Source organism: Parasphingorhabdus sp. W113 (genome assembly GCF_055693205.1).
The window spans coordinates 1,175,878-1,196,782 of sequence record NZ_CM146328.1 but is presented as its reverse complement, the minus strand read 5'-3'; the positions used below and the strand labels follow the sequence as shown (position 1 = coordinate 1,196,782).

20 protein-coding genes are annotated in these 20,905 nt (G+C 53.7%); 9 read left to right on the top strand and 11 right to left on the bottom strand.

Annotation, left to right across the window (positions count from 1 at the left end; translation table 11 throughout):
- Positions 1-102: 102 nt before the first annotated feature.
- Both ACZ1GS_RS05680 and ACZ1GS_RS05675 read right to left on the bottom strand, forming a co-directional pair.
- Positions 103-4,350: a strawberry notch-like NTP hydrolase domain-containing protein gene (locus tag ACZ1GS_RS05680; RefSeq protein WP_472697520.1), complete on the bottom strand. Its 4,248-nt coding sequence runs from the start codon at positions 4,348-4,350 to the stop codon at positions 103-105.
- Positions 4,351-4,447: 97 nt separating this feature from the next.
- Positions 4,448-5,356 carry a DUF7146 domain-containing protein gene (locus ACZ1GS_RS05675; protein ID WP_472697519.1) on the bottom strand — a complete coding sequence of 303 codons (909 nt, stop codon included), beginning with the start codon at positions 5,354-5,356 and terminating at the stop codon, positions 4,448-4,450.
- Between the two features lie 145 nt (positions 5,357-5,501).
- Here ACZ1GS_RS05675 and ACZ1GS_RS05670 point away from each other — a divergent pair, with 145 nt between their 5' ends.
- Together ACZ1GS_RS05670 and ACZ1GS_RS05665 are read left to right on the top strand one after the other, a co-directional pair.
- Positions 5,502-6,158, top strand: coding sequence for a lytic transglycosylase domain-containing protein (locus ACZ1GS_RS05670; RefSeq protein ID WP_472698070.1), 657 nt, complete (start codon positions 5,502-5,504; stop codon positions 6,156-6,158).
- Between the two features lie 18 nt (positions 6,159-6,176).
- Positions 6,177-6,386, top strand: a complete 210-nt coding sequence (locus tag ACZ1GS_RS05665; protein WP_472697518.1) for a DUF5818 domain-containing protein — start codon at positions 6,177-6,179, stop codon at positions 6,384-6,386.
- A 13-nt stretch (positions 6,387-6,399) separates the two neighbouring features.
- Here the strand turns inward: ACZ1GS_RS05665 and ACZ1GS_RS05660 are convergent, their stop codons facing one another.
- Both ACZ1GS_RS05660 and ACZ1GS_RS05655 read right to left on the bottom strand, forming a co-directional pair.
- Positions 6,400-7,611: a phage integrase gene (locus ACZ1GS_RS05660; protein WP_472697517.1), complete on the bottom strand. Its 1,212-nt coding sequence runs from the start codon at positions 7,609-7,611 to the stop codon at positions 6,400-6,402.
- A 529-nt stretch (positions 7,612-8,140) separates the two neighbouring features.
- The gene (locus tag ACZ1GS_RS05655) at positions 8,141-8,857 is read right to left on the bottom strand and encodes a CPBP family intramembrane glutamic endopeptidase, BDIM_20840 family (RefSeq protein ID WP_472697516.1); all 717 of its coding nucleotides are present in this window, start codon (positions 8,855-8,857) and stop codon (positions 8,141-8,143) included.
- Between the two features lie 309 nt (positions 8,858-9,166).
- On the opposite strand from ACZ1GS_RS05655, the gene ACZ1GS_RS05650 reads away from it, so the two are divergent.
- Positions 9,167-9,499, top strand: a complete 333-nt coding sequence (locus ACZ1GS_RS05650; RefSeq protein WP_472697515.1) for a hypothetical protein — start codon at positions 9,167-9,169, stop codon at positions 9,497-9,499.
- A gap of 30 nt (positions 9,500-9,529) precedes the next feature.
- Here the strand turns inward: ACZ1GS_RS05650 and ACZ1GS_RS05645 are convergent, their stop codons facing one another.
- The gene (locus ACZ1GS_RS05645) at positions 9,530-10,249 is read right to left on the bottom strand and encodes a hypothetical protein (RefSeq protein WP_472697514.1); all 720 of its coding nucleotides are present in this window, start codon (positions 10,247-10,249) and stop codon (positions 9,530-9,532) included.
- Between the two features lie 347 nt (positions 10,250-10,596).
- Between ACZ1GS_RS05645 and ACZ1GS_RS05640 the strand changes: the two genes are divergently transcribed.
- Positions 10,597-11,310, top strand: coding sequence for a PEPxxWA-CTERM sorting domain-containing protein (locus ACZ1GS_RS05640; protein ID WP_472697513.1), 714 nt, complete (start codon positions 10,597-10,599; stop codon positions 11,308-11,310).
- A gap of 90 nt (positions 11,311-11,400) precedes the next feature.
- On the opposite strand, the gene ACZ1GS_RS05635 is transcribed toward ACZ1GS_RS05640, so the two are convergent.
- Complete coding sequence (locus ACZ1GS_RS05635) at positions 11,401-11,919, bottom strand: nuclear transport factor 2 family protein (RefSeq protein ID WP_472697512.1); 519 nt, start codon at positions 11,917-11,919, stop codon at positions 11,401-11,403.
- 283 nt (positions 11,920-12,202) lie between these two features.
- Here ACZ1GS_RS05635 and ACZ1GS_RS05630 point away from each other — a divergent pair, with 283 nt between their 5' ends.
- On the top strand, positions 12,203-14,983 hold the full coding sequence (locus ACZ1GS_RS05630; RefSeq protein WP_472697511.1) for an MASE1 domain-containing protein: 2,781 nt from the start codon (positions 12,203-12,205) through the stop codon (positions 14,981-14,983).
- A 228-nt stretch (positions 14,984-15,211) separates the two neighbouring features.
- On the top strand, positions 15,212-15,571 hold the full coding sequence (locus tag ACZ1GS_RS05625; protein ID WP_472697510.1) for an ion channel: 360 nt from the start codon (positions 15,212-15,214) through the stop codon (positions 15,569-15,571).
- A gap of 21 nt (positions 15,572-15,592) precedes the next feature.
- Here ACZ1GS_RS05625 and ACZ1GS_RS05620 read toward each other — a convergent pair whose 3' ends face one another.
- From ACZ1GS_RS05620 to ACZ1GS_RS05600, 5 genes are all read right to left on the bottom strand, one after another.
- On the bottom strand, positions 15,593-16,315 hold the full coding sequence (locus ACZ1GS_RS05620; protein WP_472697509.1) for an RES family NAD+ phosphorylase: 723 nt from the start codon (positions 16,313-16,315) through the stop codon (positions 15,593-15,595).
- Entirely contained in the window at positions 16,312-16,725 is a 414-nt protein-coding gene (locus tag ACZ1GS_RS05615; protein WP_472697508.1) for an MbcA/ParS/Xre antitoxin family protein, read from the bottom strand. Before ACZ1GS_RS05615 ends, ACZ1GS_RS05620 begins: the two co-directional genes overlap by 4 nt.
- An 86-nt stretch (positions 16,726-16,811) precedes the next feature.
- Positions 16,812-17,789: an acyl-CoA dehydrogenase family protein gene (locus ACZ1GS_RS05610; RefSeq protein ID WP_472697507.1), complete on the bottom strand. Its 978-nt coding sequence runs from the start codon at positions 17,787-17,789 to the stop codon at positions 16,812-16,814.
- Entirely contained in the window at positions 17,777-18,004 is a 228-nt protein-coding gene (locus ACZ1GS_RS05605; RefSeq protein WP_472697506.1) for an acyl-CoA dehydrogenase family protein, read from the bottom strand. The genes ACZ1GS_RS05610 and ACZ1GS_RS05605 overlap by 13 nt, the downstream gene beginning before the upstream one ends.
- Positions 18,005-18,032: 28 nt before the next feature.
- Positions 18,033-19,145 carry an acyl-CoA dehydrogenase family protein gene (locus ACZ1GS_RS05600; RefSeq protein WP_472697505.1) on the bottom strand — a complete coding sequence of 371 codons (1,113 nt, stop codon included), beginning with the start codon at positions 19,143-19,145 and terminating at the stop codon, positions 18,033-18,035.
- Between the two features lie 225 nt (positions 19,146-19,370).
- Between ACZ1GS_RS05600 and ACZ1GS_RS05595 the strand changes: the two genes are divergently transcribed.
- The 3 genes from ACZ1GS_RS05595 to ACZ1GS_RS05585 all read left to right on the top strand — a co-directional run bounded on the left by ACZ1GS_RS05595 (position 19,371) and on the right by ACZ1GS_RS05585 (position 20,891).
- A complete protein-coding gene (locus ACZ1GS_RS05595) occupies positions 19,371-19,784 on the top strand; it encodes a holin family protein (RefSeq protein WP_472697504.1) in 414 nt (137 codons plus the stop codon).
- A gap of 211 nt (positions 19,785-19,995) precedes the next feature.
- Positions 19,996-20,259 carry a hypothetical protein gene (locus ACZ1GS_RS05590; RefSeq protein WP_472697503.1) on the top strand — a complete coding sequence of 88 codons (264 nt, stop codon included), beginning with the start codon at positions 19,996-19,998 and terminating at the stop codon, positions 20,257-20,259.
- A gap of 5 nt (positions 20,260-20,264) precedes the next feature.
- Positions 20,265-20,891, top strand: coding sequence for a DUF6969 family protein (locus tag ACZ1GS_RS05585; protein ID WP_472697502.1), 627 nt, complete (start codon positions 20,265-20,267; stop codon positions 20,889-20,891).
- Positions 20,892-20,905: the final 14 nt, after the last annotated feature.

The window sequence follows — 20,905 nt, the reverse complement described above, 5'->3', positions numbered from 1 at the left end:
CCAAAACCGGGTTCAAGACAGGGCAAGCCTCCTCCCCTCTCATTTTCAGGAGTCACGGGTTGGCTTGCGGGCGGCTTGAAATTTTGAAGAGCGCTGGAGTGCTCAGGCCGCCAGTTTATCCAGTATCTGCGATGCTTCATTCACAGGGACAAAAAGCCGCGTGCGATAGCGGATGATCTCGGTGAAGCAGCCCTTGGATTTATACCAGGCCAGACGCTCGGCAGAAAAACCCGTGAGCTCCAGTCGCTGGCTGCCGTTGACCAGCGAGCGTTTCGCCATGAGGTTATCTTGGGTTTGGAAGGCTAGCGCCTTTCCGCTTTGCATCACCATTTTCGCAATCCTGGATGGGTCAACCGCATGCTCGAGATCGAGACCAAAGGCGTGTGCAAGATCGGGCATGTCGAGCTCGGAAATTTCGCGGCCGATGATCGAACGTCCGTCGCTCGCGGCAATCCGCGTGACACGGACAATCTCCCCTGGAATCTTGTTCCAGACAGGAAGGAGCAGCCCAGTGGCAAGATGAACGCGCTCGCGGGCGATTTCTGATCCCGCCTTTTCTTCCTCTTCCAGCCAGCATTTTCGAAAGCTTTTGAAATCGGTCTGCTGCCAAAGGCTTTCCGATAATGCGTCAAGCGTCCAGTTTGCCGATTTTAGCGGTCTGATAAGGCGGCGGCGTTCGATAGTCTCACCCTTGTCGGTGATCATACGCCGGGTCGGAACCGACAAGGCCACACGGCCGGAACGCGCATTGCAAAGCAAATGGACAGTCGGCGAGCTAAAATCATGGAGTTTGTACAATCTTTTGAAGCTGACCGGTTTGAGCGGGCGCCGGGTTTCCAGCGTGACAAGATGCGTGGTTGCTCCGGAGATGCTGTCGGTTCGCAAAAGCTTGTCCGAAATGATCTTGAATTCATCGACGGCAATGGTTTCAACGCCCAGGTCCAGAGTTCCCGCTTCGCGCGCCGCTTCGACGCGCGCTTCGATCAGCGCCAGATATTCGTCAAATATCGCATTCTGCAAAGCGATGGGCAGCGCCAGTATCCGGTTTAGCCAGCGCTGGATGGTTGGCAGTTTCTCAACGAGATCACCGTCAGGTGTTTCAAGTTTGAGACCTGTGACATCCTGAAATTTATCCAGGGACACTGCTTCCAGCTTGCCTTCATAAAGCAGGTGAAACCAGCTTGTGAGCGCATCTCGGGCATATTCGCTTTCCAGATTATCAGCCGGATCGAACAGGTTCTGCCCGCCGGTCTGCCGTTGCCCGCGTGTCAGAGCGCCAAGGCTATCGAGCCGCCGGGCGATAGTGGAGATGAACCGCCGCTCGCCTTTGACATCGGTGGTAACGGGCCGAAAAAGCGGCGCGGATGCCTGATTGGTGCGGTTGGTGCGACCGAGGCCCTGAATGGCATTGTCCGCCCGCCATCCCGGTTCGAGCAGGAAATGCACACGGCGCTGCTGGTTTTGTGCGTCCAGATCTGCATGATAGGACCGGCCTGTCCCGCCCGCGTCGGAAAAGACCAGCACGCGTTTTTCTCCGTCCATGAAACTCTGGGCTTCGATTAAATTCGATCGCGCCGTGCGGCGTTCGAGGCGCTGCCGTCCGTCGCTGCCGCCGATAAGCCTGCGGGTTCGACCGGTCACTTCGGCCACATGATCTGTTCCAAAACGTTCGATCACTGCATCCAATGCAGCCCATATCGGAGGAAGCGCGCAGAGTTTTTCAATCATCGCATCTCTTGCCTGAACCGCGCGCGGGCAAAGGACCGGATGACCGTCGCTGGTGGACATCGGCTCTGAACGCAAATTGCCGTCATCATCACGAAAAACCTGCATGAGCCGGACTGGAAAGCTTTTGGCGAGATAGTCGATGACATATTCGCGCGGGGATAAATCAATATCCAACTGCTCGCGTTCTTCAGCGCTGAGATCGGCAAGCCTGCGGTTAAGCATGGCCTCGGCCGTCGATACCAGCTGCACAACGGCGGAATGCCCTTCTTCCAGTGCCTGCTCAATAGCCGGAAGCAGGCTGGGCAATTTCATCGATAGCAATAGCTGCGCGAAGAAGCGCTGTTTGGTGCCTTCGAATATCGAAAGCGCTGCCGCTTTGGCGTTGCGGTTGAGCGTGTCGCCGCTATCCTCATCGACTATCCGCGTGGCTTCGAGCGCCGCCTCGAGATTTTTGTGAATAATCGCCCAGGCCGCTGCATATTCGTTATATATGGAAATCTGATCCTCAGACAGCGCATGCTCCAAAATCTCATATTCAACGCCCGCAAAAGACAATGCACGCGCCAGATAGAGCCCCTGCGATTTCAGATCGCGCGCAACCAGTTCCATTGCAGATATGCCGCCAGCGCGAATGTCGCTCAAAAACTTATCATAGTTGGGAAAGGCCGTTTCCGGACCCCACAATCCGAGGCGCGCTGCATAACCAAGATTGGCAATATCCGAAGCTCCAGTAGCTGATGCATATAATATTCTCGCGCGGGGAAGAAGATTTTGGAGGCGCAGGCCTGCCATGCCCTGTTCCGATCCCTTGACCTTGCCGCGGCTTCCCGTTCCTCCCAGTGCATTCGCCATCGCATGGGCCTCATCGAAAGCGACAACGCCGTCAAACTCGCCCCCTGCCCATTCCAATATCTGAGCAAGCCTTGTTGTATCCATCCGGCCCGAACGCAGCGTGGGATAGGTGACGAACAATATCCCGTCGGACATGGAAACCGGCTTTCCCAGCTTCCAGTTCGAAAGCGACTGGATATCAAGCGGCAAGCCGCCAAGCGCGGACCAGTCCCGGCGGGCATCCTCGAGCAAGGCTTCGTTCTTGGTGATCCAGATATGGCGGCAATGACCCTGCAGCCACCGGTCCATGATGACGCTGGCAATCTCGCGGCCCTTGCCCGCGCCGGTTCCGTCTCCCAGAAAAAATCCCGTCCGGTATCGAAAACCATCTTCGGATGGCTCCAGCCCGGCTCCCTCATTGATCGGCTTGTAAGTTCCGGGCAAATCACGAGCGAAGGCATTTACCGCATAAATGAGCGTTTCGCACTGCGCGTCCGAAAGAAGCTTTTTCTTTCTCCAGTCTGCTGGAACAACCGGCTGATGTTCGGGGACCGGCGCAGCAACTGATCCCATCGCAACCGATTCCACCAGCGGGGTCGGATGGACGGGGGCGTTGTCGATGGCAATGCGGCTGGGACGATAGGCCAGGTAAATGCCTTTTTGCTCCGGCGTTGGTGCCACATCCTCCAGCACCTCAAAAACCAGCTTTTCTGATATCGGCGTGCCAGAGAAGGGCTTTGAGGCGGGCGCGACGGGGCGTTGCAAATTGTTGTTCAATATTAGCGCAAGCGGTTTTGCCTTGGGCCTGGATGTCAGCACCGCTGATTGAGAAGCGGCGCGCTCGGGTAAAGCACGGCACACCTCGCACAAGCCTTCGAAATCGTCGATGTCGATTGGAACTGCGTATTGTTGGGTAGCAATTTTATCGAAAACCACCAGACGCACAGTGACGCCCGTTCCCCGGCGCGCAAAGGATCGCACGATACGCGCATCCAAACGCAAAGCGCAGGATGAAGCATCATTTTTGGCAAATTTGGCCGCATCAAAACCTTCGGGCATGATCGCGATAAGCCGTCCACCTGTCGCCAGCCGCCGCCAGGCAGAGTGCAAGTGCCGCAGGGCTGCGCGACCATCCTTGCCCCGCTCTGCGCTTTGCGCAAATGGCGGGTTCATTAGCACAAGATTTGGATTGTGGCGGGGTGGAAGCAGTTCGTCGATCAGCTCACCATCATGGGATGAGTGCGCGGCGTTCGGGAACAGCCCACTTAAACACGCTCTGCGCAGGTCGTCGATTTCATTAAGTATCAGCGTCGCGCCGACAAGGTGCGGCCAGATGGCCAAGAGTCCAGTTCCGGCTGATGGCTCGAGAACGATATCATCGGGCATTATACCTGCAGCCAAGGCCATCGCCCAGGCAAGCCGGGCTGGTGTTGAAAATTGCTGGAGCGCGATTTGATCGTCGTGCCGATTATGTTGAGGCGGAAGGGCCTGCTCAACAGCCCCAAAGCATCTCTCGGCCTCCGCAAAATCGGAATTGGGCGAGATGCCGGAATGTTCGCGAAGGTGTAGAAGTTCGCCCAGCTCGATCGCGCAGCCGGTCATCTTGACCGACCAGCCATCCGCTGCATCGCTGCTCCCGGTTAGTTTTTCAAATATCGCGTTGATATCTTTTCGCGTGACTTGAAAGCCTGCTCCGAGACGATCTGCTATTTTATGAGCGGCCTTGATCACTATATCCGGCATCAGGTTCTGAGCATCGTCAAGTTGCAACTGTGCATTTTGTAAAGTCATGATAGCTTTCCTCCGTTGGGCACGGACAAAGCCGAAACGGCCTTATTGTGCGCACAAGGGGAAAGCCCCCTTTCCTCTCATTTTACGATGGTGCGGGTTAGCCAGCAGCAGCGGTTATGCGGAACAACTCGTCGTTCCAGTCATCGCCCCGCCGATATGGTCGGCGCGGTATTATCGACCGGCCAGGCATCTGGAAATGTTCGCAGGCCTTGGCTTCGGCAAGATCACCGCCAGCGTCATGATCGACAAATAAATACAAGAATTTCACGCTTTCAGGAATGGTCACAATCCCAAAACGCTCATTGCCGAGCGTTGCCCAGGTCGGGATACCGGTCAGCTGCGTTGCGGATATTGCGCTCTCAGTACCTTCCGCTAATCCAAGGACTCCATCTTCGGGCGGATAAAGGCGCACAGCCCCCGTGCCCAGCGATCCCAGCGCGCGTTTGGGCTTCTTGAATTTAGCCTTACTCGAACCATCGGGACGCAGGAAAGTACGGTGAATGGCCATGATGTCCGCGTCCGTGCGCACCGCAGCCAGCATGGCTGGTAGGAAACGGACATGGCCTTTTGGTCCCAGCGGAGTGCGCTCAAGGAAGCGCAATTCTGGAGACGTGATATTGATCAGGCGCTTTTGGAGATAGGTTTGAGCAATGCTTCCCGACAAGCGCCGAGCTTGCCGCCAGAGGCGCTGTGCATTGGCGCTCGGTTTAATCTCCTTGGGCGGTGCTGAGGAAATTGAGGCAGAGCCGCCACAAAAAAGACTGCGTGTAGAAACACCTTGGCGTTCAAGTGCCGCGAGCACATCTTTCTGCGGACAGCCTGCAAAACAATGGAAAAGAATCGCGTTTCGGCCGATGCTCACACCAAGTGATGGTGTATTATCATCATGGGCCGGGCAGCAGCACATTCCTTTGTCATTTTTCCAATAGCCTGAAAATTTTTCACAAATCTGTCTGGCAGTTCTCTCCAGATACGACTTGGGATCAGTTAGGACGTTACGGGACATCGAGGAGTTCCTTGTATCTGTGCCAGTTCTCCCCTTCCCGGCAGCCTCCTCTCTTCAAAACGTAAAAAAGCGCTTTCCTACAGCTATATGTTCTTTTTATGTTCTCATTTGATTCGATGCAAGATGGAGATGAAATTTGGCAAAGATGCTATCATTAGGAGTGGTTGGTGCTGTGTTGTGCGGAAGCGCGGCATGGGCACAAAACGTGAGTTTATCTGACAGTGTTGAACCTCCTGCACCGGAAACAGATGGCCAAAAGACCGTCGAACGTTCAAATTTCCAGCTATTCCAACACGGAATCTGGCAGCCAGCAAATCCAATACAATCAGTCCCGAGAACACAGGCCGTCAACGACGGAGCCAAAACCAATTTAAAACGGAGCAAACGTACACGGCTAAGCCGAACAGCCTCGGCCAGGCGAACTATTTACTTTAGCTCCATCAGGGCAGCCGAAAGAAAGCACGCGCTTCCCATTGGATTGCTCGACGCGCTAATTTGGCAGGAATCGCGGTACAATCCGATGGCTGTTAGTTCTGCCGGTGCCGGTGGATTGACGCAGCTTATGCCGGGGACCGCTTCGGACCTTGGCGTAAAAAACCGGTTTGATCCTGCCGCAAATATTGACGGAGGGGCGCGCTACCTCAGGCAAATGCTCGATAAGTTTGGCGGCGTCCACTTGGCGCTTGCGGCATATAATGCCGGACCTGGTGCGGTGCTGAAAGCTAAAGGCATTCCCCGGTACCGGGAAACCCGCGATTATGTGAAGAAGGTTCTTGCGCGCTGGACAGAATCGCGACTGTAGGACAGAGAGCGCACGATCATGGACCATTCAAACTCACACCGCCTTCGGCTGACCGGGCAATTGATAAAGGGCGAACGCCGCCATTTGCTTAAGTGCGCCGATGAGAAAGTCTGGCGGCTGAATCTTCTGGATGTGAAAATTCCGAAGGACGGTACCGAAGTGATAATTGAAGGCGTTCAATCGGGTGTTGACGGCATTGATGTCGACTGGATTGGGGCCAAAAAGTAAATAATCAAATGCTCTAATCAAGCAACTCAACAGCCTTTCTCTTATGCTCTGGTGCAAGATGTGCATAACGCAGCGTCATTTCGTAGTCACTATGCCCCAACAGCTCCCTGATCGCATTCAAATCAACGCCAGCCATAGCCAAGCGTGATGCAAAATGATGCCGCATGTCATGCCAACGGAAATTGACAATGCCTGCTTGTTTCAAGATTGCTGTCCACGATCTTTTTACATTGTTGAAACGGTGGCCATCGGCATTTTTAAACACCCTGCCCGATGATTTGGTGCATTGTTTCTGCCAACGAGACAGAATGTCGAAGCTCGTCCGGTTCATCGGAATATGCCTCGTTTTTCCTGACTTGGCCGTTTCTCCAACGACAGCAATTGATCTCACGCTGAAATCAACATGTTGCCACTTGAGGTCAAATATCTCCCCTCGCCGCATGCCGGTATGGAGTGATAGTAAGATCATGGGCTTGAGGTGATCGGTGAACGCATATTTGTTCAGGTTAGGAAGCGCACGATATCCGCGTTCTTTACGCCACCGGTTTGCACTATCCCGCTCGCCACGACGGCGCTCTTCGCGGCGATCTAGTGCATCAAGCAGCGACCCAAGCTCTTCATCATCGAGATAGCGAACACGCGGCCTTGTATCCTCTCTTGCCTTTTTCACTTTGGCAATTGGGTTTTGCTCAATGATCTCAAAATCGACCGCCCGGTTGAAAACTGCCTTTATGGAAGCAATGTCACGATTGATGGTCGTTGTCTTGTTGCCCACAGCGATCCGGCTAGCCCTCCAGCGTTCCAGATCAATAACGCTCACATCATCCAGTTTTCGTTTCAAAAAATCTTTGAACACTGTCCGGATCCGCTTGATATTTTGCTCATGCGCCTTTTGATGAGATTGAGCCCAGGGTTGGAAAAATAGGTCGATAAACTCACCGAGCGTGATTGCTTGCGCGTTTGATCTTTTCTCGTCCATTGGATCGATGCCGGAATGATATTGGGAAATTATTTGCTTCGCCTGATTTCTCGCCTGTCCAACGGCCATGGAATCTGCGCGTCCAAGACGCCAGCGCTTGCCGCGATCGTATTCGCAGTAGAATGACTTTACACCCGAAGGTTGCACGCGAACCAGAAAACCATTCAAACGGCTATCTCTTATTTCATAGGGTCTTTTTGCCAATTTGGCACGTTCCACAACCGTCTGTGTAAGTGCAGTTTGCACGGCCATTTCCTTTCTATCTCAACACACGCACTTTTTCTGTAAGTGCAATGTAAGTGCAAAATGATGAAATCTGCCGGGATCAATGAGTACAAAACGGGAACACCAAAATCAACCTATCTTTTTGATTTTATTGAATTTATAGTCCCAAAGCATACCAAATCGTCCCAACAAATATCACGCATTTATCAGCTGGGGGTGTGGGGGTCGGAGGTTCGAATCCTCTCGTCCCGACCAATTTTTTAACTCATTGTAGCGTTCGATTGATACGATCCAGTCGGTCGCACTGTTGCGCCCGTGATAAGGCGAAATCGACGCCACATTATTGTCCACTTTGGGCGCAAAGGCGGACACTAGGAATGCGGCAGATGTTGGTCGGATAAGCGCCTCAATCTCAGACAGGTGGCCATTATGCCGATTGCAGAAAGTCCGGTCTTGGCGGATCAGGTCGCGGCAACGGACGGCTGGCGAACGACCGACGCGGATACGAGATAGGGCTGTCGCATCGACCGAAAGCTGCTGGTCATCGATATCAAATAGCGAGAGGAATGGAGTTGCCCGCCGAATGCAAGATTACCGGCAATAACAGACTGCCGGTGCGCAGGCGTATCCACACGGCGAGAAAGGAAGGGATTGCTGTTAGGCCAAGATAGATCGGATCGAAGGCGAAGCTCCCGTCAGAATAGCTAAAGGCATGGGCGAGACCAAAAAGTAGACAGGATAAAATCGCGCCCCACCCCCACTCAACGCCAAACTTCCGAACGCGGCCTGCGTAGGCTTCATAAAGCGCCAACAAAACGATGCCCCGATAGAAGGGCTCTTCCTCGAAGCTTGGCATGGTAAGTTGGAACATAATCGTTTCCGTCGATGCGCCATCGTTGGGAAATGCAAAAGCAATGGCGACGAAAAAGGAACAATAGGCGATGGCGAGCGGAATGCAGCTCTTCAAACTGCCTTCTGCCTGTTTAAAAGTCAGTCCCGATCGCTGCCACCCAAAGCCCGGAAGCGATGCAATGATCAATGTGCATGCGAGTGCGAAGACTTTGCCTTGCCAGTTCCACTGTGAATCCGGGAAGATATCTGGAATGAGACCGTAAGCGTTCGTGAGCAGTGCATCGTTAAGAAAAACCAACCCGGCAGCGACAAGAAGCCAAGTGAAGGAGAAGTTTTTCCGATCGGCGATGCCAATCAATGTGCCCGGGACTATCAGCAGCGCCAAAACGCCGACGATCCCGACAACGCCGTCCACAGATACTCTCCTCGTGACCTCTAAGCTGGGCAAACTGTAACACTGTACCAATACAGTATGCAACTACCTCAACGCCCAGACGGCTAGAAAGACGGTCCGCCTCCCACGCCAACAAGAATCGTTGAGCGGGTGACAGTTCTTGGACCGTTAGCTGTTTATCGGGTTCTGACCGCTTTGGGTGCGGAAGGTGACGCTGGAATGAAACCATTGTGACGTTCCGGAGTTAGATCGATTGCGGGTGTCAATATTCTCCTCTAAACGCTTGATATGCGCCGTCGAAATTTGTGCTTTGCTTTAGGTATCATTTTCTTGGTGGGCATTGCATTGACCGCGAGAGAGACACTGGGTCGTGATCGAGCCGATCTATTGGCATGGTTTTCGTTTGATGATGGACCAATGACTTTTGCTAAGACTTACTCCTCAGGTTCCGTTGGTTCTTTCCATATTGGTGAAAGCCGGAATCAAGTCATAGAAAAAGCTAGTCGGCTGGATTTGCTGGAGCAAGATCGACCGCCGTTAGCTAACGATAACAGGATAGCTTTGCGCGCAAATGGCGGAGGGTATATTATCTACACTCTGACCTTTGAGGATAATCGCCTTCGAACCGTCGGAGTGTTTTATTCAGCTTTTGCGGGACTTTAGCTTGCGACCACTCTCGGGACATCGCGGAAGCTAGCAAGGAACGAATTGGAAAGCGCTTCCGACTGCACTCGAACAGGCATTGAAAACCACGCTTGTGATGCGCGCTGCATTTAGTGCGATATCCAGCAGGAAGGCAGCGATAACAAAGATGAAAATAGAATAGCCCCACCCCCAATAATCGCTGAAAACAATATTCATTACCCAGTTTTGACCAAGCACGTACCACAAGGTCATGAAGGCGGTACTAGCGGTCAATAGAAGCGAAATCGGAGCGAGATGCGTTGTTGCCTTCCCTTTAAACACGGAGAGTATGAAAGCCAAAGCAAGCATGATCGCATTGCTGCCTGCAAATATCTTCAGATCAGTGCGAAGCTCATCCATAACGTTTTCATACCTGCCAACCACCAGTTGTTCGACCCGCTCCAGTGCATTGCCATATCGTGCAATCGATACTTCGTAATATTTGCGTACCGCAATACGCGCCTTTTCTCTTTGTTCGCAGTCCAGTTTGCAGTTTGCAGACAGAATATCTGCAACAAATATGTCTATGCCGCCATCAAGTTGTTGCTCCATATCACCCAACTTTGATTTCAAGTTGGGTGATATTTTTTCCGCTGCTGAAGCCACCGTATCGGCCACAGAAGTCAGTTTTGGATGGGTGATTGATTCACTGACCCTGTCACTCACTTTTTCAATCACAAACTCTCGGGTTCGTTGACCAAAATCATCGGGAGCAAGATTGATGTACAAGAACAACGCTGCAAAAACTGCGGTGCCTATTCCAGTCAGGCAGATATTTGTGATCCGAAGGGAAGCAACATTCATCTCTAAATAGGTGGATGTTATTCACATGGTTTACAACCTCCGGTCTTTGGCGAACGTTTTGCCAACGTCCGCTTTCGGGATTTCGCAGACGCGACGCTAATCTTGGCTTTCAACCTGCACGCGGACTGAATGCACTTTGCAAACGACACTGCAAAGGCTGCTGCAGACATCTTATTGTGCACGACAACAATATCTGTTAACAGTTTGTTAGGGTTCGTATAATGCAAAGCGTGGGTGCGGTTGTACCGACGTTGCGAAAAATGGGGTTTCTTATGAAAAAGATGATTGTTTCGGCCACGGCCGGCTTGCTGGCACTTGCTGCTACGCCGGCTCATGCGACAGAAGTTATTGGTGATGGCGCAACCAGCGGGAATTGCTTTCCATTTACATGTGCTGGAACCGGGCCAAGTACCCGTTATCAACAAGTTTACAATGCTGGCGAGTTTTCCGGTGCGCTGGCGATAACTGGCATTACGTTTTTCACATTTCCGGGTTTTGATGGCCTCGCGAACGATGGCAATTTCACGCTCAGCCTCTCGACTACAGGTGCGCCCGTAGACGGGCTCGACAATGTCAATTTCGACAATAATCTTGGCGGTGACGATATCGTTTTGTTCGATGGTTTGTTGCCAAGCTTTAACGGAGCTGGCGAACTGACCTTCGCGTTCAGCTCCACCTTTAACTATGACCCGTTCGCAGGGAACCTGTTGCTCGATGTAAGCAATGACGGACTTGGTGGTGGCACGGCCTTTTTGCAGGCCTTTAACGGGGATGCCGGCGGAATTTTCAGCCGCGCTCATAATTTCGATGGCACCGGCCAGGCTGGTTGGGGCTTGAAGACAAGATTTGAGACAGGGGCCCTGGGCGCAGTTCCGGAACCCGCAACCTGGGCATTTATGATCTTTGGCTTTGGCGCCGTTGGCGGAGCCCTGAGATCAAATCGGCGTCGTCAACGTAAAGCGAATGTGAAAGTCAGCTACGCTTGAACCATCAGAAAGCATTATTACGAAGCCCTGCTGGAGCAATTCAGCAGGGCTTTTTATTGGGTCCTGACGTCCGCGTGCGCCCCCTCCCCGCTATTCGATCCCCTCGTGGTCATAGCTGATAATCCGGGTGATCTGCCAGCCGGCGGAGTTCGCCGCTGACCGTTTCCACATATGCATGAACACGCCCTTTTCGCGCGCGATGCTCGGACCATCGGGAACCACTTCGTGAAATTCGTGACGGCCGATTTGCATCGCGCCAAAATCACCGATCATATGGGTGGTCATGCTGCCGGGCACCAGGACCCGTTTGCCGCCCGAAGACCCGCTCGCGCAATCCCTCGCGACATCCGCAATAAACGCCGCTCCGGTGGTATAGGACAGACCATCCCGATCGTGATAAAATTCCAGATCATCCGCCAGCAATTGTTCCAGCACCGTCATGTCGCAGTCTTCAAAGGCCGCCTTGAACAGCCGGGCATCGAGCGCCGCAAGATCAGCCGCAACAGATTCTTCGGTTTCAGCTAGCGCACCTGCTCCTGCTGCAAGCGGAGCCGAAGCACCGCCGACGGCCAGCGCAGCAGCGGACATGAGTTTCTGTGATCGAGTCATCGCTAAAATTCCTTGTCTTGCCCGATCCCCTTGATCTGACTGAGTTACTGTATTGATACTATAATACACTATGGTCAAGCGGTTTCAGCCATTGGCGTGCGAACTGATGTCTAATACCGAACGGGCGGCGGCGGTTCCCTGCTGATTGGTGGTTTTCCGCTGTCAAACCTAAAAAACCCCCCACTTAATCCGTTTACTTATGGACAGACCACGGTCAGCCGATTGAGGACGAATGACGACATCAGCCAGAATAGATAACCGCCTTCCTGTTTTCGGGATGTTTTTGCTGATCTCCGGCCTATTCGGAATATTGGCGTGGGGCGGCGTCAATCTGACGCGGGATGATAGCCGCATTGCAGTTGTCTGGTTGGCCAATGCCTTTCTCGTCGCGGTCATATTGCGGTCGCCGTCCAGGCGCGTTCCGACTTATTTATCGGGCGCTTTTGTCGTCAATATTGTGGTCAATCTCATCGCCGGCGACGCCCTGTTGCGGGCCATTGGTCTGGCCGCAGTCAATCAGTTTGAGATTATTTTGATCTGGTACCTGATAAGACGGCTCGGGCTGCCGCGACCCAATATGCAAAATCTGACAGAGCTCGGCAAATTTTGCCTGGTTGGTGGTCTTGTTGCTCCGCTGGCATCAGGCTTTCTCGCGGCTGTGTTTCTGTCCCCAGACGGATGGCAGTCCTTTTTGCTATCCTGGCTAAAATGGACTTCAACTGATGGCCTCGGCGTGCTGTTGCTGAGTCCGGCATTGATGGTGATGATCGATGTCGCCAGACAGTCCAACCCGTCTTTGCCTGCTGAGAAACGCCTCATTTTCAACACCAGTCGGCTGGAGTGGTTTTTCATTCAGATATTCAATCTGGGCTGTGCGATCATGTTGTTCGGCGTTTTGACCTTTCCGATATTCTTTCTGATTGCGCCATTGGTCCTGTTCAGTGCGTTGCGCCTCGGCACGCCCGGAACCGCGGTGTCAATCATATCCATCGCTGCTGTTGTGGTCTTTGCTGCTGCATTTGAAACCGGGCCCTTTTATGCCGTGGACTTGTCGCTCACGGCCAAATTATTCGTGCTGCAGGTATTTCTGTTGAGCTGTTTTGCGGTCGGCATGCCAACCTCTGCGATACTTGCTGAAAAAGAGCAGATCCGCAAATCGCTGCAAACGCATCGAGAAATATCCAGTTCGATGCTGAAAAACATGAACGAAGTGATTTTCCGGACCAACGGCGCCCTTGAGTGGGAATTCCTGAACCCGGCCTGGGAAAAGCTTACCGGCTATTCGGTGGACGATAGCCTTGGCAAACATGCGACAGAACTGTTTTGCCAAAATGGCACACAGTCACTGGACAGCTATGTTCGATCGATCCGCTCGGGCACCCTGCCCCAATCCAGTTTTGCCGGTTCGCTGCGACATAAAAACGGTGCAGCGATTGATGTCGAGCTGAGCTTTTCGAGCCTCCCTAATGAAGACGCCACTTTCCTTGGGATTGTCGGCAGCATTCGGGATGTAACCGAGCGAAAGGAAATGGAGAGGAATCTGATTGCCGCAAGGGTCGATGCGGAGAAAGCCGCAAACGCAAAAACCCGTTTCCTCGCCAGCATGAGCCATGAAATTCGGACGCCAATGAACGGGGTGCTGGGGTTCACCCAGTTGCTGCTCGATAGCTCGCTGCCGGCCGAACAGCAAAAGCAAGCCCGCATGATCCTCGATTCCGGCAACGCGATGATGCGCCTGCTCAACAATATTCTGGATATCTCAAAGGTCGAAGCCGGTCAGATCGAATCCCGAGAAACACCAATAGAAATCGGCCATGTGCTTGGAAGCTGCGTTGATCTCATGGCCCCGACGGCCGATCAGAAGCAGATTGCCCTGCATCTCGAAATTGATGACAGCATGCCCGAATTGGTATTGGCAGATAGCCATCATTTGCGTCAGATCATACTCAACCTGCTCGGCAATGCGGTGAAGTTTACCGACGAAGGATCGGTCGTCGTCAAGGCAAGCGCTGAGGATGATCCAAACCAAACCGACAATATGATGATCCATATCAGCGTGGAGGATACCGGAATCGGGATCGCGGCTGATCGTCTGGAAGCCATATTTGCCCCCTTTGAGCAGGCCGCAAACGACACGTCCGAAACGTTCGGCGGCAGCGGCTTGGGCCTCACCATCAGCAGACAATTGATTTCGATCATGGGCGGGACGATCGACGTCAGCAGTACCGAAGGAAGCGGGACTGCCTTTCACATCCACTTCCCCGCAGAAAAGAGTAATATTCAATTGGCACAAGTGCAACATCGCGACGAAAGCGCAACATCAAACCAGATCCCTACTCAACATCCGGAAGCCGGACCAGGACTTGGTAAAATCCTGCTGGTCGAAGATCATGATATCAATCAGATATTGATCTCCGAAATGGTCAAACGCCTGGGCTATGACATTACACTGGCCGTCAATGGCCAGGAAGCAATCGAGAAAGTCGATGCCGCCGTGCAGCAAAACGCGCCTTATGATTTGGTCCTGATGGATCTGCAAATGCCCGTCATGGACGGCTATGAAGCCACCCGATCGATCCGCGTAAGTGGCTATAACGAGACGCAATTGCCGATCCTCGCCATTACCGCCAACGCTTATCCGGAAGACGTTACACGCTGTTTGGAAACCGGCATGCAGGACCATATCGCCAAACCGGTAATCTTCGATACGTTGCGGGTGGCGCTGGAAACATGGGTGAAAAAAGACCAACAAGCATCGCCACAATCGGTCTCTGAGCCATCGGACTTGCCCTATAGCGATGCGCTGGAGAAAAAATTCCTGCAGCATAAAACGAGATTACTCGACAGTCTGGCCGCGCTTCTCAATGCAGATAACTGGGCCCCTGATGGCCTGGACGATGCCGTGACTCAGCTTCACAAATATGCCGGCAGCGCAGCATTTTTTGGCGAAGCCGAACTGGGCGAGAAAGCGAGACAGATCGAGACCCGCCTGGCCGAAGACGCGCCAGCACGAAACCCTTCGGATGTTCGCAACGCGTTGAGTGATTTTCTCGCTGCGGCCTAGCAGCGGGCGTACGAATAGCCGTCCCGCATTCGGCACCCGGGAAAGCGGGACGGTTCCGATGGCGATCAAATCAGGGTCCGAATGCACAACTTTGATGGCTACCGGTCGGAACTTGACAATATAGCCATTTAGTTTGAAGCGAGGAGCATGCAGGATTATCTAATTCCGTTGATGATATCGGCGTTGCTCATAGCCATGTGCTTGTATCTGCATTTTTTGGTTTTGCGGATGGCCGCCAGAAAAGTCTCTGCAATTCAGTCCAGTACACGCTATCCGGTACTCGCGATCATGGCGCTGATATTCGCGACCCATCTGCTCGAGATCACACTTTTTGCCACCGCCTATTGGGCGATCGATGCGGCTGGTGCCGGCAGTCTGGCCGGCGCGCACATGTCCACGCCAGCGGACTATTTCTACTTTTCGGTCGCCTCTTACACGACACTCGGCATTGGCGACATCACACCCGAAGGCGCGATGCGCATCGTTGCCGGTATCGAAGCGTTGACCGGCCTGCTGCTAATCGCCTGGAGCGCTTCTTTCACTTATCTCACAATGGAGCGTCTTTGGACGCCGCAGCAGGAAAACTAGCGGATTGCCAATTATCAGCGATCAATTGATCGCAAAAACCGCGCCACCGCTACGATCGCGATAATAATCGATCCGTTCTCCATTCCAGTGATAGTCCAGATGACGCCCCTGTGAGACATGGGAACAGATATCCGGATAAAAGGCCGCCACGCATTGCCCTTTCTCGCAACGGACACTGGGATAGACGATTCCTTCTGATCCAAGCGCGCGTAGAGAGGATCCCAGCCGTTGGCCGGGTTCATAATTGTCGGGCGACAAGACGGACGCGTGTGCAGCCGGATCAGCTTGATGCCCGCGAATGTCATGCAGCCCAGCATCGACATCCAGGGTCAATTCTCGGAATTGCGATGTCCACCCGGGATCTTCATCCGTATTTGCCATGAACAGGGCGTGGTGGTGCACGGTCTCGAGCAACGCCACTTCAAACGTTTCCCCGGCATAAAGGGCGCCATAGCGACCATCGCTAAACCGCGACGGTCGTTGCGGGCTAACATGGGTAAATGGAGCCATCAGATAGGAAGCACCGGGTCCGCTGACCCGGCGATCAACCGGTACAAGGTCAAGATCTCCGATGGTTTCCATGATCCTCGGATTGGTCTTCTGTTCGGCTGAGATCAGCAAAGCCCAGTCTGCAGGATCGGCAATATCCTCAAACAGATCAATCGGCGGAAAGATGCTGCGGATGATCCGGACCGCCCCTTGCCAGTGGACATCCGTGACCGGGATTCCGGCCGGGTCGATCACCAGGCTCCGCGCTCTGCATCGAGATAGCGGCGCACCCGCATCAGGTCCGTCAATTCTCCGCCGAGCATGATGTCCAGTGCCGAATGCCCCTGAAACGCTTTGTTGGGCGCCTGTATCCAGGCATAGCCGCGCTGGGCGTTTCGAAATATCGTGCGCAAGGCCTTGTGAATGCCGACCAGATTGGACAGCCGGGCCTTGCCGTCCCGATCAATCCTGCCAAGCTGCCCACCCTTCCAGCGCCGGTAGGAGCGGACCGGCAGATCAAGCAGGATCGCGGCCTGATCGTCGGTCACCTGCCATTTGGCAAACAGATTAACAACCGCCCGAAACAAGGCCGCCCCTTCAGCATCCGTGATCGGAGCCGGCTTGAAATCGGCGACATCAGTGTCAATTTGGCGCAAAGCGGTCATGGGCCGTTTCCTTTCAATATGGCATTATATAGCATAATTGCTGCCATATTGCAATATCAAGGCTGCGGCCTGTGCCGGTCTCCGTGCTAGAAAGCGGAAAACGGCTTGTCTTTGTCCACACGAACATCCTGCGGCAGTCCCAGAACCCGCTCGGCAATGATATTTTTCAGAATTTCGTCGGTTCCGCCGGCAATTCGCAGACCCGGCGCCCACATGAAGCTTTCCTGGAATATCGCACTGGCGGGAGCCTCGTCCTTGTCTGACAGGATACCATAATGGTCTTGCATCTCAATCGCACTGTTACAGATATCCTGCAGATGATTGGCGTTGATAACCTTGCCAATGGAATTTTCCGGACCGGGCGTCTCACCTTTCGACAGCGCGGTCTGGGTCCGGAACTTGGTCAGCTTGTAACCCTGCGCGGCGACATACCAGTCCGCCAGCTTGGACCGGAAGGCCTGATCGCTGATCGAACCGGAACTGCGGGCATAATCCATGATTTCCTGCCAATCCGGCCCCGGAGAACCACCCACAGCCAGACGCTCGTTCATCAACGTAACCAGCGCGACTTTCCAGCCCATGCCCGGCTCGCCTAGACGATCACTGTCCGGAATCCGCACGTCGGTAAAATAGACTTCGTTGAACTCGCTGCCGCCAGAGGCCTGGTGGATCGGGCGGACATCGACCCCTTCCTGTTTCATGTCGACAATGAACATGGTCAGGCCTTTGTGCTTCGGAACATCCGGATCGGTGCGGACCAGCACGATGCCATAATCGGAATAATGCGCGCCCGATGTCCAGACCTTCTGGCCGTTAATCACCCACTCATCGCCGTCTTTGACAGCCTTGGTCTTCAATCCAGCGACATCGGATCCCGCGGCTGGCTCCGAAAACAGCTGACACCAGATTTCTTCACCAAACAGGGCCTTTTGCACATAGCGCTGCTTATGTTCGTCCGATCCGAATGCAATCACGGTCGGTACGCACATGCCAAGGCCGATCGCGAACGGCGCGGTCGGTGCATCAAATTTGGTTTCTTCCTGGTTCCAGATCACCTGCTGCATTGGCGACCCCCTCGCCCGCCAATTTCCTTTGGCCAGGTAATCTGGGCAAAGCGGTTTTCCGCTTTGGTTTTCTGCCATGCTTTTGCGCGCTGCAGAAAGTCTTCTTTGCGACCGGAACGCAGACCGGCGGCCTTTTTCGGCTCGAGATGTTGGCTGAGAAAGGCGTTGGCTTCAGCGCGGAAGGTCGCTTCTTCAGGGGAGTCTGTAAAGTCCATTATCGTGTCCTTTTCGGCAAATTTTCAATCACGCGGCATTTTTGGCTTCAAGCGCCGATACCAGTTTTTCTTTCCAAACCGCGGGGCTACCTGCTTGCACAGCGAGCAATTTGGCGCGGCGATAATAGAGGTGGCAATCTACTTCCCAGGTAAAACCCATGCCGCCATGGGTCTGGATATTTTCCTTGCTGGCAAACCAGAAGGCCTCCGAAGCGGCAACCCGGGCCGCGGCGGCAGCCTCTGGCAATTCGGCAGCATCGGTGGACAGCGCCCAGGCGCCATAATAGGCGTTGGATCGCGCCACTTCATTTTTCACATACATATCGGCCAATTTGTGCTTGATCGCCTGGTTGCCACCAATCGGGCGACCAAAAGCCTGACGTTCCTTCGCATAGTCGGTCGCCAGTTCCAGGCAGCGCGATGCCCCACCCAGCTGTTCAAACGCCAACAAGACCGCCGCCCGGTTGAGAAGCTGATCGTGGAGCGCCAGGCCATTGCCATCGCCGAGACGCTCTGCGGCGGCATTGGCAAACTGGATTTCAGCATGACTCCGCGTCGGCTCGATTGTTTTCAGCGGTTTGCGTGAAACACCATCCTGATCCAGCGCAACGACGAACAGGCCGGTACCGCTACCATCCTTCGCCAGCACCACGGCATGGGTTGCGATGTCTCCGTCGGTGACCGGGATTTTCGTGCCCGACAATTGTCCGTCTTTCACAGTAGCGCGGACGGTAGAGGCATCCAGCGCCCCGGGGCCCTCACTGGTGGCCAGGCAACCGATGATCGAACCGTCTGCTACCTTGGGCAGCAACGCCTTCTTCTGATTGTCGGATCCCGCCAGTTTGATCGCTTCGGCAAAGAAAAAGGCCGACGATCCGAATGGCACCGGCGCAAGCACACGGCCGAGCTCTTCAGCGATGACGCAAAGCTCGAGCATGCCGAGACCCAATCCACCATATTCTTCGGGAATAGCTGCGCCCAGCCAGCCCATCTCGACGATTTTCTGCCACACTTCTTCATTGTGGCTAACGGCATCATCGTCGAGCACTGCCCGCACATGTGCGCTGGTGCATTGCGCTTCAAGAAACTTCCGCGATTCATCACGGAGGAATTTCTGATCGTCAGAGAAATCAAAATTCAATGGTCCGGCTCCTAAGATTCTGGCGGATTTCAATCAGGTTCGAATCATCCGCTCGGATTGTGCAATCTTAGGCCCAATTGATCTTAATCAGTCAATTAAATTTATTTCTTCATGCTTTGGCTTTCCTACACCTAACCAAATAGGTTATTTTAAGCCTCCCTGCCACTGAAAAGCGCCGTCGCCCGCCCCAAGCATCGTCGTCGCGCCATGCCAAAAGGAATTCTCATGTCTCTGCTTTCCACTCTCATCGACCCCCTGTCGAAAATCATCGATAAAATCATTCCGGACAAAGCAGCCCGGGACAAGGCCAAGCTCGAGCTGCTGCAGCTCGAAGGCAGTCAGGACATGGAAGAAATCAGAATCCAGCTGTCGGCTATCCTGGCAGAAGCAGGATCCGGCGACCCGTGGACCAGTCGTGCTCGCCCCAGCTTTCTATATGTCATGTACCTGTTGCTGCTCTGGTCTATTCCAATGGGATTGATCGCGGCCTTTCGTCCGGAAGCCGCGAACGCCATTGCCACAGGAATGAATGCTTATCTCAGCGGCATCCCTGAACCGCTTTATGCCTTATTTGGCACGGGTTATCTTGGTTATACCGTGGCCCGGCAATGGGGCAAAATTCGCGGCGTGGACAAATAACCCCGAAATCCCGGCAGTTTTTCGCTGAAAAATCATGCAGGTTAATAATATTCTGCCTAATAAATGCGCAATTTCTGCCATTTTTCGCGATAAGGCACAAATGGGCTTGCCATGCTTATAGGTTTGAAGATAGAGGGGAAAGTCTAGTTCATCCAAAGGGGATATTTAATGTCTAACGAAACAAGTTTCCGCAAAATGCTGGCAGTAGCCGGTGGCCTTGCTCTTGCAGTTCCAGCTCTTTCAGCCTGTGCTGAGCAAGCTGAAGACGCTGCAGCAGCTGCTGAATGTGCCGCTGAATGCGCTGCATGTGCCGCTGGCTGTGCTGCTGAAGCTGCTGGCTGTGCCGCTTGTGCCGCTGGTTGTGCTGCTGCATGTGCCGCTGGTTGTGCTGCAGAAGCCGCTGGCTGTGCTGCTGAAGCTGCTGGCTGTGCCGCTTGTGCCGCTGCCTGTGCTGCAACTGAGTAATATCAGTTAAACGCATTGGAAAATGCATTAGAAAGGCTATTTGAGCTTACTGGCCAAATAGCTAAAGAGGGCGTCTCGCTAGTACCCAGAGTGGTGCCGGCAGACGCCCCTTTCGTTCAGTATCAACATTATCCCAAAGGCGACTGCATTGCTCCCGGCAATAAGTCTCGCTGGTTTTATCACGCGCATAAACCAGAGGAACGGGAAGAAGGCGAGCATGGGCATTTTCACATGTTTCTGCCGCTGGACGTCTTCAAGGGCGTATCATCGCTCTTCCAACCACCCAAAAAACTGCCCAATGGCAAGCCGACACAAGGTGTTGTCCATTTCGGGGCGCTGAGCTTTGGCCTTGATGGCATGCCGCTCAGCTGGTTCACGACCAACTATTGGGTGACCTATGAATATTTCATGCCGGCTGATGCGATTGCTCAGCGGCTGAAGCTGTTCGACATGTCCAACGCCCCCGGCGATCCGTTGGTCAATGACTGGCTCACCGCCGCGGTGAAGGTCTTTCACGACCCGATCATCACCATGCTCGAAGAGCGCGATGCCTTGCTGGCCGAGAAACGGGAAGAATTGGGCGATGGGGTTTTTGAGAATAAAAGCGTCGAGATCATGTCCCGCCAAGCCTTCGATCTTTAGGCCGGAACCAGTTC

Bases quoted from the DNA above. Each gene is read 5' to 3' on its own strand.
- ACZ1GS_RS05680 (WP_472697520.1), bottom strand. From the start codon at position 4,350: ATGACTTTACAAAATGCACAGTTGCAACTTGACGATGCTCAGAACCTG.
- ACZ1GS_RS05675 (WP_472697519.1), bottom strand. From the start codon at position 5,356: ATGTCCCGTAACGTCCTAACTGATCCCAAGTCGTATCTGGAGAGAACT.
- ACZ1GS_RS05670 (WP_472698070.1), top strand. From the start codon at position 5,502: ATGCTATCATTAGGAGTGGTTGGTGCTGTGTTGTGCGGAAGCGCGGCA.
- ACZ1GS_RS05665 (WP_472697518.1), top strand. From the start codon at position 6,177: ATGGACCATTCAAACTCACACCGCCTTCGGCTGACCGGGCAATTGATA.
- ACZ1GS_RS05640 (WP_472697513.1), top strand. From the start codon at position 10,597: ATGAAAAAGATGATTGTTTCGGCCACGGCCGGCTTGCTGGCACTTGCT.
- ACZ1GS_RS05635 (WP_472697512.1), bottom strand. From the start codon at position 11,919: ATGACTCGATCACAGAAACTCATGTCCGCTGCTGCGCTGGCCGTCGGC.
- ACZ1GS_RS05625 (WP_472697510.1), top strand. From the start codon at position 15,212: ATGGCCGCCAGAAAAGTCTCTGCAATTCAGTCCAGTACACGCTATCCG.
- ACZ1GS_RS05615 (WP_472697508.1), bottom strand. From the start codon at position 16,725: ATGACCGCTTTGCGCCAAATTGACACTGATGTCGCCGATTTCAAGCCG.
- ACZ1GS_RS05610 (WP_472697507.1), bottom strand. From the start codon at position 17,789: ATGCAGCAGGTGATCTGGAACCAGGAAGAAACCAAATTTGATGCACCG.
- ACZ1GS_RS05605 (WP_472697506.1), bottom strand. From the start codon at position 18,004: ATGGACTTTACAGACTCCCCTGAAGAAGCGACCTTCCGCGCTGAAGCC.
- ACZ1GS_RS05595 (WP_472697504.1), top strand. From the start codon at position 19,371: ATGTCTCTGCTTTCCACTCTCATCGACCCCCTGTCGAAAATCATCGAT.